The sequence below is a fragment of the Corynebacterium sp. HMSC065H09 genome (assembly GCF_001812845.1).
Classification (GTDB): Bacteria; Actinomycetota; Actinomycetes; order Mycobacteriales; family Mycobacteriaceae; genus Corynebacterium; species Corynebacterium jeikeium_D.
The window spans coordinates 61,765-75,164 of sequence record NZ_KV810580.1 but is presented as its reverse complement, the minus strand read 5'-3'; the positions used below and the strand labels follow the sequence as shown (position 1 = coordinate 75,164).

The 13,400-nt window shown below is 60.1% G+C and carries 12 protein-coding genes and 1 tRNA gene; 8 read left to right on the top strand and 5 right to left on the bottom strand.

Annotated elements, in window-relative coordinates; genetic code table 11:
* Positions 1-221: 221 nt before the first annotated feature.
* The 4 genes from HMPREF2878_RS03035 to HMPREF2878_RS03025 form a co-directional block, all read right to left on the bottom strand.
* Positions 222-1,037 (bottom strand): MBL fold metallo-hydrolase, encoded by an 816-nt coding sequence (locus HMPREF2878_RS03035; protein WP_005511689.1) that lies wholly within the window; start codon positions 1,035-1,037, stop codon positions 222-224.
* Positions 1,038-1,172: 135 nt separating this feature from the next.
* A complete protein-coding gene (locus tag HMPREF2878_RS03030) occupies positions 1,173-1,649 on the bottom strand; it encodes a RidA family protein (RefSeq protein WP_049171093.1) in 477 nt (158 codons plus the stop codon).
* 136 nt (positions 1,650-1,785) lie between these two features.
* On the bottom strand, positions 1,786-1,947 hold the full coding sequence (locus HMPREF2878_RS11125) for a Sp36 family protein (protein WP_141744780.1): 162 nt from the start codon (positions 1,945-1,947) through the stop codon (positions 1,786-1,788).
* Between the two features lie 71 nt (positions 1,948-2,018).
* Positions 2,019-2,381 (bottom strand): WhiB family transcriptional regulator, encoded by a 363-nt coding sequence (locus HMPREF2878_RS03025; RefSeq protein ID WP_005511664.1) that lies wholly within the window; start codon positions 2,379-2,381, stop codon positions 2,019-2,021.
* Positions 2,382-2,751: 370 nt separating this feature from the next.
* Between HMPREF2878_RS03025 and HMPREF2878_RS03020 the strand changes: the two genes are divergently transcribed.
* Complete coding sequence (locus tag HMPREF2878_RS03020) at positions 2,752-5,160, top strand: transglycosylase domain-containing protein (RefSeq protein ID WP_070652822.1); 2,409 nt, start codon at positions 2,752-2,754, stop codon at positions 5,158-5,160.
* Positions 5,161-5,221: 61 nt separating this feature from the next.
* On the opposite strand, the gene HMPREF2878_RS03015 is transcribed toward HMPREF2878_RS03020, so the two are convergent.
* Positions 5,222-5,683: a GatB/YqeY domain-containing protein gene (locus HMPREF2878_RS03015; protein WP_070652821.1), complete on the bottom strand. Its 462-nt coding sequence runs from the start codon at positions 5,681-5,683 to the stop codon at positions 5,222-5,224.
* Positions 5,684-5,722: 39 nt separating this feature from the next.
* Here HMPREF2878_RS03015 and HMPREF2878_RS03010 point away from each other — a divergent pair, with 39 nt between their 5' ends.
* The 7 genes from HMPREF2878_RS03010 (at position 5,723) to HMPREF2878_RS02980 (ending at position 13,391) form a co-directional block, all read left to right on the top strand.
* Positions 5,723-6,658 carry a metallophosphoesterase gene (locus HMPREF2878_RS03010; RefSeq protein ID WP_070652820.1) on the top strand — a complete coding sequence of 312 codons (936 nt, stop codon included), beginning with the start codon at positions 5,723-5,725 and terminating at the stop codon, positions 6,656-6,658.
* Between the two features lie 171 nt (positions 6,659-6,829).
* A tRNA-Pro gene (locus tag HMPREF2878_RS03005) sits at positions 6,830-6,906 on the top strand.
* Between the two features lie 765 nt (positions 6,907-7,671).
* Complete coding sequence (locus tag HMPREF2878_RS03000) at positions 7,672-10,578, top strand: DUF4040 family protein (RefSeq protein ID WP_070652827.1); 2,907 nt, start codon at positions 7,672-7,674, stop codon at positions 10,576-10,578.
* Complete coding sequence (locus HMPREF2878_RS02995; RefSeq protein ID WP_005511661.1) at positions 10,575-11,057, top strand: sodium:proton antiporter; 483 nt, start codon at positions 10,575-10,577, stop codon at positions 11,055-11,057. The genes HMPREF2878_RS03000 and HMPREF2878_RS02995 overlap by 4 nt, the downstream gene beginning before the upstream one ends.
* 23 nt (positions 11,058-11,080) lie before the next feature.
* Positions 11,081-12,622 (top strand): monovalent cation/H+ antiporter subunit D family protein, encoded by a 1,542-nt coding sequence (locus HMPREF2878_RS02990; RefSeq protein ID WP_070652826.1) that lies wholly within the window; start codon positions 11,081-11,083, stop codon positions 12,620-12,622.
* On the top strand, positions 12,622-13,104 hold the full coding sequence (locus HMPREF2878_RS02985) for a Na+/H+ antiporter subunit E (protein ID WP_070652819.1): 483 nt from the start codon (positions 12,622-12,624) through the stop codon (positions 13,102-13,104). Before HMPREF2878_RS02990 ends, HMPREF2878_RS02985 begins: the two co-directional genes overlap by 1 nt.
* Entirely contained in the window at positions 13,101-13,391 is a 291-nt protein-coding gene (locus HMPREF2878_RS02980) for a monovalent cation/H+ antiporter complex subunit F (RefSeq protein ID WP_005511667.1), read from the top strand. The genes HMPREF2878_RS02985 and HMPREF2878_RS02980 overlap by 4 nt, the downstream gene beginning before the upstream one ends.
* Positions 13,392-13,400: the final 9 nt, after the last annotated feature.

The following is a 13,400-nucleotide window of genomic DNA, read 5'->3' as shown; positions in this document are numbered from 1 at the left end:
TGAAAGTCAGACACACTTTTTGCTACTTAACCCCCAACCGGCACTAGCCCAAACAAAAAGCGCGCAACCCGCAAAATTGCAGGTCACACGCTCTTTTCATGCGGTGAGTCAAGCTCAGCTTCACTCAAGCTCGGCTTCAGCCCAGTCTCAATTAAGCCCAGCCCAGACCAGCCCAGCAACCGGCCGAAGCCCAAGCCGAAGCCAAAGCCGAAGCCCAGCAATTACTCCCCGTGATCGCGCAGGTAGCGCAGGGTCACACGAGTCGACTGCTCAGCAGCATGACGCAGCACCGGATCGACATCCGTGTAAATCTCATCCACAATCTGGTCGACCGTAGCTTCGTCGCCCAGCTTGGCAACGGCATCCTTCACCTGCTGAAGGCGCAGCTTACGACGCTCAATGTACTTCTGCGTCATTACAGTGATGTCCGGCAGGTCAGCACCATGACCAGGCAGCAGACGAACACCCTTGCCGCGCGAATCCAGCATTTTCAGGGTTTCCATGTACTTACCCAGGTCGCCGTCGGTCTCCGAGATCATAGTGGTGTGGCGGCCAGCGATCGTGTCACCGGTAACGATGCCTTCAACATCGTCCTCGCCATCACCAGTGTGGATGAAGAAGCAGACGGAATCAGCGGTGTGACCAGGGGTTGCCACGACCTCAATCTGCGGAGTCACTCCGTCGAGGACGATACGTTCGCCGTCGACAAGCGGATCCTGACCTCCCGCGCAGTACTGAGACTCCAGCTCACGAATCGGCGCGCCGGTGAGCTGACGGAAACGTGCGGCGCCATCAGCATGGTCGCCATGACGGTGCGTCAGCAGAATCAACGCAACGTCGCCGGCATAGCGCTGGAGGACGTTCAGGTGTCCCTCGTCCTCCGGACCCGGATCGATGACAATGCTGCGGCTATCCCCCTCAGCCTTAATAACGTAGGAGTTCGTACCCTCCAGCGAAGAGTAGCTGGGGTTCGGGCACAGAACGACGCCCACAGACTGAGAAATCTGACGCAGTTGGCTATACGCAGGATGCTCCATGTCCTCTATCCTACGTGGTTGCGCAATCCGGGGAGCGCGCTACGCCCTCCAATTCGGCTCATTTGGGTGTAAGCACGCTTTACGACGACCCGGAGAACGCAACATCCCCACTGGTCACGACAGCAAATACAGCATCTACTGGGTTACTTCAACGATGATTTCAACTTCCACGGGTGCGTCCAGCGGAAGCTGATTCACACCCACTGCCGAGCGAGCGTGCTGGCCGCGTTCGCCGAAGACGTCGCCGAAGAGTTCCGAGGCTCCATTGATAACGCCTGGCTGACCGGTAAACTCAGCGGCGGAGTTGACGAAGCCGACGACCTTCACGATGCGGGTGACATTGTCGAGACCGACCTCGGCATCGACTGCGGCCAAAGCGTTGAGAGCGCAGGTGCGGGCGGCCTCCTTGGCCTCCTCAGCAGTGACCTCTGCGCCGACGTGGCCGACGTGGGTGAGCTCGCCGTTAACGAATGGGAGCTGACCGGAAGTGAAAACAAGGTTGCCCGTGCGCGTTGCGGGTACGTAGGCCGCAACTGGCGCGGCAACGGCAGGCAAGGTAAGCCCCAGGTCCTCGAGGGCCTGGGAAGGAGTGCGAGATTCAGAGTTGCTCATTTAAGTTAAGCCTTTCCACGGCGGCTAGGGGTCCGGCGAATAAAGCCGGCCAAAGAAAGATGGCAGCCAACCGTGAGTCAGCTGCCAATCGAAAGCACAACCGCCGTTGTTAGTTAGGTACTAGACACCGAGGTAATTAGTCAGTCTTCGGGCGCTTGAAGTAACCAACGTGGTTTTCGCCGGTCGGGCCCGGGAGAACGGTGACGAGTTCCCAGCCGTCCTCACCAAAGTTGTCCAGGATGGCCTTGGTGTTGTGAATGAGCAGCGGTGCGGTGAAGTATTCCCATTTAGTAGTCATGGAAGCTACTTTATCTGTCCCCCAGCCTCGCGCGCTGGGGGTTTAGTTTTACTTCGGTCTAAGTTCGGTTTTTACTTAGCCAGCTTTGCCTTGCGCTGAGCTGCGTACTGCTCAGCGTAGAAGTCGGCCCACGAAGTAATTTCCGGGTGCTCGCGCAGCATTGCGCGGCGCTGACGCTCGGTCAGGCCACCCCAGACGCCGAACTCGACGCGGTTATCCAGAGCGTCGGCACGGCACTGCAGAACCACTGGGCAGTGGCGGCAGATAACTGCGGCTTCGCGCTGTGCGGCGCCGCGAACGAACAACTTATCCGGGTCAATATCGCGGCACTTAGCGCGCGGGACCCACTCCTGACGATCGCGGAAGCTCTCTACACCGAGCTCGTAGTCTGGCGTAGTAGCAGTGCGGTTGCGATCGGGAATCGTGGCGGTCATTGTAGCCTCCTCGTGCCTGCGATTTTCGTTATTTCGAAATAGTTTCAACTAAATAGTGCTGAAATTTTGTTGTAAGTCTATTCACACCAACCAAATAATGTCGATTGGGTCACACTGGGAGGGTGGACGTGGCGCAGCTCTAAATACAACAATGCAGGTGGGGCAACTTTTTCCAACAAAAGCACGGGGGTGATTTGCGTCACTATGAAAATCTTTTTCCAGAAACCACCCCACGATGACTTGCCCGGTATTGTAAGGGCGCTCGTAGCACTCCTCCTCCGCTCGCCAGGCGTTTTTCTGGGCTCGCCGGGCATGTCGCTAGGCGGATTTTCGAAAACTCACTTCGGCTCAATCCGCCCTACCTTGTAGTGTGATTGCTGTGAATAAAGGTTCGACGCTGTTCAAGCTCTCCGTTGCCACTGTGTTGGCTGCGTTGATTGTGGCCAGCGCCCTCTTTCCTCTTGTGGGCGGCTCGGCCTACCTCGTCGCGCGCACGGCTGATGAATTCGCGTCGGCGTCGCGGTCGGTGATTTCTAAGGACGCACCGGGGGTCACCACTATTACGGATCGTAATGATCAGCCAATTGCGTGGCTCTATGATCAGCGGCGGTTTAATGTGCCGTCGGAACGCATCTCGCCAGCTATGAAGGACGCGCTGGTCAGCGTGGAAGATAGGCGCTTTTATGAGCACTCTGGTGTGGACTGGAAGGGTACTGCTCGTGCGGCGGTAAAGAACTTCATGTCTCAGTCGGTGCAGGAAGGCGCCTCCACAATTGAGCAGCAGTTGATTAAGAACCACACGCTGCTGGTGGACGCAGAGTCGGAGTCGGAGCGCCGCGCTGCTACTGCTACGGATTATGGCCGCAAGATCCGCGAGATTCGCATCGCGTTGGACCTGGAAGATGAGCTGACGAAAGACGAGATTCTGACTAAGTACCTGAACTTGGTCCCCTTCGGCAATGGCGCGTTCGGCGTGGAAGCTGCAGCTCAGACATACTTCGGCATTCCCGCGTCCGATCTGAATGTCCCGCAGGCCGCTCTGCTCGCGGGCATGGTTCAGCAGTCCTCCGGGCTCGATCCGTATACAAATCCGGAAGGTGCGCATGCACGGCGTAACGACGTGCTTGCGGCCATGGAATCCACGGGAGCAATTGGCCCGCAGGAGGCTCAGGACGCCAAGGCAGCTGATCTCGGTATTCTTCCGGAGCCTCAGCGCCTGCCGCAGGGCTGTATCGCGGCGGGCGATCGGGGTTTCTTCTGTGATTATGTGGTCTCCTACTTAGAGAACCACGGTATTGAGACCGAGAAGCTCAAGCGCGGTGGCTTCCATGTGAAGACCACACTGGACCCGCGTGTGCAGGACAGCGTGCAGGAGTCTCTGCGTCAGCAGGCGTCACCGACTGCGGATGGCGCAGCCGAGGTTATGAGTTTGCTTGAGCCTGGGGATGACTCCAGGAAGTTGCTCGCGATGGCGTCGTCACGCGTATACGGCCTCGATGCGGAACAAATGCAGACCGTGCAGCCGCAGCCATTTACGCCGGTAGGCAATGGCGCGGGCTCGATTTTTAAGATTTTCGCGGCGACGTCGGCGGTGGAAAAGGGGCTGGGTATTGACACCAACTTCCCGGTGCCGCGTCGTTATGAGGCCTCCGGGCTGGGCACCGGCGGCGCAGAGGGCTGCCCGCCGGGCCTGTACTGCGTGGAGAACGTAGGTAGTTTCCCGCCGTCGATGTCGCTGCGTGAGACGCTCGCACGGTCGCCGAATACTCCTTTTATTCAGATTTCGGAGCTGGTCGGCGTCGATGGCGTGATGGACATGGCGGTACGCCTGGGCATGCGCTCATACACGGAGCCGGGCAGTTTTGATGGTGAGTCCTCGGTGGCGGACTATGTCTCGGAGCATAAGCTCGGCTCGTTCGTGCTGGGTCCGACGGCGGTGAATAACCTTGAGCTGTCCAATGTCGCTGCCACCCTGGCCAGCAATGGCCGCTGGTGCGAACCCTCTCCGATTGAGTCGATCACGGATTCCAAGGGCAATGCGGTCAAGCTGAATGTGCCACCGTGCGAGCAGGCAGTGGAGCCGGGGGTCGCGCACGCAATTGCTAATGCGCTCAGCAATGACGCCACCGATGGCACCGCGAAGGATGCCGCGAAAGAGCTGAATTGGGAAGGCCCAGTCGCGGCTAAGACCGGTACCACCGAGTCGAACCAGTCTGCGGCATTCCTGGGCTTCACCGGCGGTCTGGCCGGATCGGTGTACGCCTACAACGACACCCCGACGGTCACGGAGCTGTGCACGTCGCCGCTGCGCCAGTGCCCAAGCGGCAACCTCTTTGGTGGTCGCGAGCCCGCGCGGACATGGTTCGGCGCAGTCGGCCCGGTTATCGAGGACTATGGCGGAAAGAACCTCCCACCACTGGATTCGGACTACGGACTGGGTACCTCTATCACCCAAATGCCGAATGTCGTGGGCATGCAGAAGGCCGAGGCTCGGGAGACCCTTAAGAAGGCCGGCTACAAGGTAGAGGAACGCACAGTCTCCCTCACAGGCGAATCGCGAGGAATCGTGGTCGGGCTGGATCAGCCGCCGCTGCTACTCAAGGGTGGCACCGTCACGATCCGCGTGGCCGATGGCACCCGCCGTCCGACCCCGCCGCCAGCACCGTCGCCGCGGCCGGACTCGACGACGAACCGGCCGGATCCGCTACCGCAGTTCCCTCGTCCGAATACTCCGCCAGCGCCGAGCTTGCGGGATCTGATTCCGCTGCTGCCGTTCTAGTTCGCCCTAGAAGGCAGCTCCAACGCTTATCGCCGAAAAGGGAAAACGGCGAAAGGTCGCGTTAGCCCTGCAGGGCAGCCTTAACGGCCTCGGAAAGCCGCTTGCCATCGACCTGGCCAGCGGCCTTTTCCTTAGCCACCTTCATAACCTGGCCCATGATCTTCATGCTCGGCGTGCCATCGCCAGCAACCTCGGCCACGGATTCCGCGACGAGGTTCTTCACGGCGTCGTCGTCAAGCTGTTCCGGCTGGTAGCGGGCGAAAACCTCTGCTTCGGCGAGCTCGGCGTCGGCAAGTTCCTGGCGGCCGTTCTCGGCATACATCTCAGCGGACTCGCGACGCTTCTTGACCTCCCGTTCAATCACACGCAGCACCTCGTCATCGGTGAGCTCGTGCTTGGAGCCGGATACCTCCTCGGTCTGGATGGCGGCCTTCAGCATGCGCAGCGCCGCAACGGTTTCTTTGTCGCGGGCCTTCATTGCGGCGGTCATATCGGAGATAATTGTGTTCTTCAGTTCACTCATACGCCCTAGATTACCGCTGTAGTTGATAGTGTCTCTGTCATGACATCGCGCGCTTTTTCCAACCGAATTCTGCGGTCTGCCGCAGCTCTCGCCACGCTTGGCTTGACGACGTTCATCTACGCGAACCAAATCGAATTGCGCGCATTTAAACTCCACCGTGTGCAAGTTCCCGTGCTGGCACCCGGAACGCTCGCCCGGGCGGGAAAGCGCGAGGGTGAGCCTTTCCAGATTCTGCATGTCTCCGACTTCCACATGCTCCCCGACCAGAAGTTGAAGCAGAAGTGGGTTGCCAGCCTCGATGCTCTGAACCCTGACCTGGTGATTAATACTGGCGACAACTTGGGCAGCGACAAGGCCGTTCCCAGTGTCCTCGCAGCGCTCGGCCCCCTGCTGAACCGTCCGGGTGCCTTCGTGTTCGGCACGAATGACTACTTCGCGCCGCGGCCTGTCAACCCGTTGAAGTACCTGACGGGCAAGAAGCGCAAGCCCTCGCGCGTAGAGCTGCCGTGGCGCGGCATGCGCGCTGCGTTTATCGAGCACGGTTGGCAGGATGCCACCCATGCCCGGCTGGAGTTTGTGGCGGGTGGCGTGAAGGTGGTGCTGTCCGGTGTGGATGACCCTCATCACGAGTTGGAGGATTATTCGCAGATCGCCGGTGCCCCGAACGCGGATGCCGACATCGCTATCGGCCTGTCGCACTCGCCGGAGCCCCACGTGTTGGATGCTTTTGCGGAAGATGGCTACGACCTGGTGCTTTCTGGTCATACCCACGGTGGCCAGGTGTGCCTGCCCGGAGGGAAGGCCATTGTGACCAACTGCGGTATCGACCGCTCGCGGGCCTCGGGGCTGTCGCGCTGGACCGAGAAGACGTGGCTGCACGTTTCTAATGGCCTCGGCACTTCCCCTTACGCCCCGGTGCGCCTGTTCTGCCGCCCGTCCGCGACCTTGATTGAGGTTGTGGAGCGGGATTCGTAGTTCGTAGTTCGTCGGGGTGCAGTTCGTAGTTTGTAAGGGCGCGGCGGAGACCGCGGCTTGTCCCCACAGCCCGTTAAGCAGGCGTTTTGCATTCTGACTCAGCGTCGGGCTAAAGTAAGTCCTCGCAAGCACAGCACTGAGACGTATGTTCCCAGTTCGTGTATGCGGCCTCGGGGTATGGCGCAGCTTGGTAGCGCGCTTCGTTCGGGACGAAGAGGCCGTGGGTTCAAATCCCGCTACCCCGACCAAGTAGAAACCCTCTCTCACCTGGAGTTATCCGGGCGAGGGAGGGTTTCGTCGTTGGCTGCTGAACCCTACTTTTTGCCGCGGTTCAGGGTTGATAGCCAAAGAGTGCGTCCAGTTCTCAAGGTAGCGACTAGTCAGGCCCCAACTGCGGCAGCACCACAGCCCGGAGTTACGTGGCAAAACTGTCAACCCGAAAACTCCGGGGCTGCAAATGTGAAACTGTGTGAGTTTATGACACTTTCAAGCCATTTTTCGGGCCATTTTTGTCATAAACCTAGTCAGTAACTCGGATCAATCCAACGTCACCCAGACATAAACGCAGTCAGTAACTCCCACCGACGCCCCGTTCATCACTCGTTCCTATGTATTTTCACTACTGGATCCACAGAGCCTTTCCCCGCTCCCCCAAATGCCCCTTTCACCCCGCGTGGAGCAATTTCGTGGCTGTTAGTCTGTAGAAGTACGAACCTTTTTAACAGCAATGTGAAAGTAGCCCCCAAGTGACGCACCTGGCAACAGCTCTGGCATCAGCCAGCTCCTTTACAGCCAGTCCGCCGTCGGCGACCGCACCACCAGACCAGACATTGGCTTCTGAGTTTGCGTCCGGCGGCGTATCGGCAACATTGAATTCTTTAGATTCCGTTCTTTCTGCCCCGGCAACGATTACCCCCCAAGCAAGCAGCTCCGCAGAGCACGCAACAACGCTCGCAGCTCAAGCAGCTCAAGCAGTTCAAGCCACCCAAGCAGCCCAAACTTCCGCCAACAGCCTGACCCTCCTTTCGGTCCCGCTGTTGGTCGCGGTTGCCCTGGCGCTGACCCCGCTGTTTGTGAAGCTCCTTGGTCGTCACGCAGGCTGGCCCATCGTCGCGTTTTTTCTCGCGTCGGTGGTCCAGCTTTCGCGTGTAACGGGCGATATTCTCGACGGCACCACCTTCACCTGGTCCCGCGTCTGGTCCCCGGAACTGAACGCGGCGTTTGCGCTGAAGCTCGATCCGCTCTCCATGGTGTTCAGTTTCTTGGCGCTGTTGGTGGGCTCGATAGTCTTCATCTACTCCACCGCGTATCTGCCGCCTAAGAAATCCGCGATGAGCTTCTACGTTCTAATGACGGCGTTCATGCTGGCGGTTTTGCTCCTCGTGCTTGCCGACGACATCATGCTCCTCTTCATTGGGTGGGAGCTGGTCTCGATGGCATCGTTCCTGCTCATTGCAAGGTCGGGCTCGTCGGGCGAGTTGGGCTCGTTGCGCACACTACTGCTGACCTTCACCGGTGGCCTGCTGCTTCTAGCCGCTCTCGGCGGTGCTGTGTGGCTGACCGGTTCCACGAATCTCACCGAGGTTTTGGCTTCGCCTGAGTGGGAGGCCAACCCGACAGCGCGTAGCCTCATTGCCGCGTTGGTGGCCCTGGGTGCTTTCACGAAGGCAGCTCAGTTCCCCTTCCACGCCTGGCTTCCAGAGGCCATGGCGGCCGCAACTCCCGTCTCGGCTTTCTTGCACGCTGCGGCCGTCGTCAAGGCGGGCGTTTACCTGCTGATGCGTTTTTCCACGGTCTTCGCAGACGTGCGTGTGTGGCAGTTGCTGCTGATTGTCATGGGTATGTGGACGGCTGTTGCCACGGCCTACTTTGCGCTGCAGCAGACTGACTTGAAGAAGCTGATTGCGTACTCGACGGTCTCGCAGTTGGGTTGGATTGTCGCCACGATTGGTGTGGGCACGAAGTTCGCCATTATGGCTGCGGTTGTGCACACCATTGCGCACGCGATGTTTAAGTCGTCGCTGTTCATGATGGCCGGTGTGGTTGATCACCAGGCGGGCACTCGCGACATTCGTCGCTTGGGTCCGCTGTGGAAGCAGATGCCGTGGAGCTTTGGCTCCATGATTTTCGGTGCGGCATCGATGGCGGCAATTCCGCCGTTCTTCGGCTTTATGTCGAAGGAGGGCATGCTGACCGCATTCGAGGGCGCACCTTTGTCCAACACCGGTGTCGTCATTCTGCTGACGGTGGCGGCGATTGGTGCGATTGGTACTTTCGCGTACTCGGCACGTTTGGTGTTCGGTGCGTTTGTGGATGGTCCGCGCAATGTTGACCACATCACTGAGGCTCCAATTTCGCTGTGGCTGCCGGCCGCTATCCCTGGCCTGCTGAGCCTGCCTGCGGCCTTCGCTGCCGGCGCTATTTTGAACCGCCCGCTGGACCGCGTGGCCGATACGGTCGGTCAGCTTCCGGCTGGCACGACTCAGGAATCGCACTTGAGTCTGTGGCACGGCGTGAATGTGCCGCTGATTATCTCTGTGATTGTGCTGGCTGTCGGCGTGGGCTTCATCTTCACTCGTGCCCGCGTAGGCGCCGTCATGGCAGACCGCAAGCTCTTCCCGTTCACCGGCGTGGAGGCAATCAACGCGTCGCTGAGCGTCTCGCAGCGTGTGGGGCGCGCGATGGGCAAGGTGGCGCGTTCGCATCAGCCATCGCGTCACCTGTTGCCGCTGCTTGGTTTGCTCGCGGTGTACGCCCTGGTTATTGCGATCGCTCCGGGTGTCGGGGGCGCTCCGGTGCTGCCGAAGATCGACGGCATCGATCACCTGACCGACCTGATTCCGCTGGTTGTTGTCGTGATTGGCGTGTGGGCCACGCTTCGGGCGAAGAACCGTTTGCAGGCGGCTGTGCTGCTCGGCGTCACCGGTGTTGGTGTCACGCTGCAGATTCTCCTGCTGGGCGCACCGGATGTGGCATTGACGCAGTTCATGGTGGAAATCCTGACTGTCGTGCTGATGATGCTGGTGCTGCGCTTCCAGCCGCGTGCGTTCTCTGAGACCTCGAAGAACCGCCGTGCCTCGGCGGCGGTTGTGGCAGTTGCCGTGGGCTTGGCTACGTTCGGCGCGGTGTGGTTCCTCACTGGCCGTCGTCAGATGCCTGAGGTCGCGCAGTGGTACATCGACAACACTGAGAAGGTCACGGGCGAAACCAACATTGTCAACGTGATCCTGGTTGAGTTCCGTGCTTTCGATACCATGGGTGAGCTGGCGGTTCTCGGTATGGCGGGTGTCGCGATGGCGGCGGTTGTCACGTCGATGCCTCGCTTCCCGCACCTGCTCGATCAGCCTTCCCCGCTTGCGGAGCCCGCTCTGAACTCCATCATGATGCGCTGGCTGGTCCGCTGGCTGTCGCCGGTCCTGTTCGCTCTGTCTGCTGTGGTTCTCTACCGCGGCGGTACCGCTCCGGGCGGCGGCTTCAACGCGGCGCTGATTGGCGCCGCTGCCGTCATGCTGATTTACCTGTCCAAGGACCGCGACGAGCTGGTCTTCGGCAAGAAGACCCCAGTGGCGCTCAGCGCTGCGGGTGTCATCACGGCAATCGTCACGGGCTTCATCGGTTTCGCCAAGGGGTCGTTCTTGGCACCGCTGTACGGCGAGTTCCTGGGCCAGCACCTCACCACGGCATTGCTTTTCGACGTCGGCGTGTACCTGGCCGTCATCGGCATTGTGGCAACTGCGCTGAATCTCCTGGGCGGCCCGAACCGTCCTGGTATGACCGGGTCGGACGATGTGCTGCAGGATCTCTACTCAGACCGCTCGAGCTTGCGGGTGCCGCCGGAGATGGGCGTGTTCGCCTCAGATACGGAGAGCACCTCCGCCCCCGCCCCAGCTCATGCCACCGTTGAGGAGGCCAAGAAGTGATTATCGCCATCATGGCTGCCGTACTCGCAGGCGGTGGCACGTACCTGGTGCTACAGCGCGGCATGCTGCGCACCATTATCGGTATGACTCTGATTTCGCATGCCGCCAACCTGATTATTTTGTCCACGGGTGTCGGTGCCTGGCGCGGCGAGCCGCTGCTGGGCAACGAAGCCACTGCGGGCGCTGGCGCTGCCGAGCAGATGGCTGACCCGTTGCCGCAGGCATTCGTGCTGACGGCCATCGTGATTACCATGGCTGTGACCGCCTTCATGCTGGCACTGGCTGGTTTGGGCCGCGATGACGACACTCGTATCCATGAGGACCGCGAGGCTATGCGGCAGCTGTCGACGGCTGGTCGTCGTGCGGGTAAGAATGTTCCGGCGGACTCGGACTCCACGGTCACCGGTACCCCAGGGGTCTCTTCGGCTCCGGATAAGTTCCCGCGCGAGACTCCTTTCGGCGGTGACGAGAAATGGTAGAAGCCTCTGCAATGACCTCTGCAATGTCTCCTTCAACTCTGTCTTCACTACTGCCACTGTTTGCGGCACTGCCGCTGATTTTGTCGGCAGTCACAGCCATCCTGCCGAAGCTGTGGATGCGAGCGACGATGGGCATCGCCGTTCCGGCCCTATCGTCGCTGGCTGCGTTTTGGGTGATGTTCTACGTCACTGAAAACGGCCCGGTCGGCCACGGCGTGGGCGCGTTCCCCGGTGGTATCTCGATTCCTTTCCTGGCGGACACGTTCTCCATGCTGATGCTGGGTGTGGCTGCCGCTGTGGTTGCCATCGGTAACTGGTTCGCCCACGTCGCGGGTGAAAACACCTCTCGTTTCTTCCCTTCCCTGACGCTGATGATGCTGTCCGGCATGTCGGGTGCTTTCCTGACTGCCGACCTGTTCAACTTCTTCGTGTTCATGGAGGTCATGCTGCTGCCCTCCTACGGCCTGATTGCGGTCACCGGTACCTGGCACCGCCTGGCTGCTGGCCGTAACTTCGTGCTGGTCAACCTCTTGACCTCCACGGTGTTGCTGATTGGTGTCGCGCTGATCTACGGCTCGGCGGGCAATGTGAACATCGCAATGCTGGCCGACATGGCCAGCAAGGGCGGCCCTGGCGGCACGGGTGTGGTCGCGCTGGGCATTGTCATCATTGCGCTGTGTGTGAAGGCTGGTTTGGTTCCGGCGCACACATGGCTGCCGAGGACGTACCCGTCGACAAGCCCTGCGGTGATGGCACTGTTCTCTGCGGTGCATACGAAGGTTGCGGTGTACATGCTCTTCCGCATTTACGTCGTGATTGTGGGCATGAATCCCTCCTGGCACTGGCCGATCATTATCATCATGGCGATCTCGATGCTGGTCGGCGCGTTTGCTGGTCTCGCGGAGAACACCATGCGTGAGGTGCTGGCCTACCAGATGGTCACGGGTATGCCGTTCATTCTGATCGTGTTGGCGTTCACGGACGCTAACGACGGGGGCAGCGCCAAGGCTGCCCTGGCTGCGGGTATTTTCTACGCAATCCACCACATGGTGACTGTCGGCGCCCTCATTCTGGGCTCCGGCGCGGTGGAAGAGACCTACGGTACGGGTACGCTCTCTAGGCTTTCGGGGCTTGCTCGCCGCGACCAAGCGGTTGCCTGGGTGATGGCGGCAATGAGCTTCTCCATTGTGGGCTTCCCACCGTTTTCCGGCGTGTGGGGCAAGGTGGGCATTGTCTTTGCCTCTGCCGCCACTGGCGATGCTCGCTCGATTGTTGCGATCACCGCAATCATCGTTGCCTCACTGGGCTCGCTGCTGGCCATGATTCGCCTGTGGCGCGCGGTCTTCTGGGGCCGACCCATGCAGGGCGTGGATGATTCGGTTCGTGTTCCGGGAACGCTGGTTGCGCCGTCCGCCATGCTGGCAATTGTTTCCGTGGCCATGTTCGTCGCGGTCGGCGCCGTCACTTGGGCGACCACCGGCGCGGCCGATGCGCTGCTGAATATTGATGGCTACCGCGAGGCCACACTCGGCGGAGTTGAAAACGCCATCGGAGGTATTTACTGATGAAGTTTCTACACGTTATCCGCTATTCCCTCTGGCTGGTCTGGCAGGTTGTTGTAGCTGCGACGGACGTGGTGCTCGATACTCTGCGCCCGAACCAGAAGCAGCAGCCGGTGCTCATTGGACTGCCGCTGCGTGTGAAGTCTGACCTTGAGGTCACTCTCTTTGCCGAGTCCATCACCATGACCCCGGGCACGCTGGTCTGCGGCGTCCGTGAAACCGATGCGGGGCGGTTGTTCATCATCCACGCAATCTTCGGTGCCGACCTGGACGCGCTGTACGACTCCCTCTACGACATGGAGGAGCACCTCGTCCCCAGCCTCCGCGATGTCCCCCGCCCGAAGGCGTTCGTCTTCGAGGAATACAACGCAGACCAGTTCATTGACCCGGATGCCGTCGTCGGCGTTGCTGCCGAGGTCGACCGTGATCTGCCGCTGCCGGATGGCATTGCCTCCAATGGCGAAGACAAAGGAGCACGCTCATGAATGACACATTGATCGATCCCACCGCAGTACAGGTAATTAGCGGCATTGGCATTGCTCTGTGTTCAGTGGCGCTGCTTGTGGGCGTGGTGTTGATCTTCCGGGTCAAGGGCAATGTCTCGCGCGCAGTGCTTTCCGACGCCGCTTTCTACCCCATGGTGGGAGTGTTCCTCACAACTGCCATGCTGCGGACTACGGCCATTACTTTCGATATTGCAATGCTGGCGGGCTTGCTTGGCATTCTGTCGACCGTGGGCCTGGCCCGAGTTATTTCCCGTGGCCGCCGCTAAGACCGATTA

Excerpts from the sequence above, each read along its gene's own strand:
- HMPREF2878_RS03035 (WP_005511689.1), bottom strand. The coding sequence starts at position 1,037 with ATGGAGCATCCTGCGTATAGCCAACTGCGTCAGATTTCTCAGTCTGTG.
- HMPREF2878_RS03030 (WP_049171093.1), bottom strand. The coding sequence starts at position 1,649 with ATGAGCAACTCTGAATCTCGCACTCCTTCCCAGGCCCTCGAGGACCTG.
- HMPREF2878_RS11125 (WP_141744780.1), bottom strand. The coding sequence starts at position 1,947 with ATGACTACTAAATGGGAATACTTCACCGCACCGCTGCTCATTCACAAC.
- HMPREF2878_RS03025 (WP_005511664.1), bottom strand. The coding sequence starts at position 2,381 with ATGACCGCCACGATTCCCGATCGCAACCGCACTGCTACTACGCCAGAC.
- HMPREF2878_RS03015 (WP_070652821.1), bottom strand. The coding sequence starts at position 5,683 with ATGAGTGAACTGAAGAACACAATTATCTCCGATATGACCGCCGCAATG.
- HMPREF2878_RS03010 (WP_070652820.1), top strand. The coding sequence starts at position 5,723 with ATGACATCGCGCGCTTTTTCCAACCGAATTCTGCGGTCTGCCGCAGCT.
- HMPREF2878_RS02990 (WP_070652826.1), top strand. The coding sequence starts at position 11,081 with ATGTCTCCTTCAACTCTGTCTTCACTACTGCCACTGTTTGCGGCACTG.
- HMPREF2878_RS02985 (WP_070652819.1), top strand. The coding sequence starts at position 12,622 with ATGAAGTTTCTACACGTTATCCGCTATTCCCTCTGGCTGGTCTGGCAG.
- HMPREF2878_RS02980 (WP_005511667.1), top strand. The coding sequence starts at position 13,101 with ATGAATGACACATTGATCGATCCCACCGCAGTACAGGTAATTAGCGGC.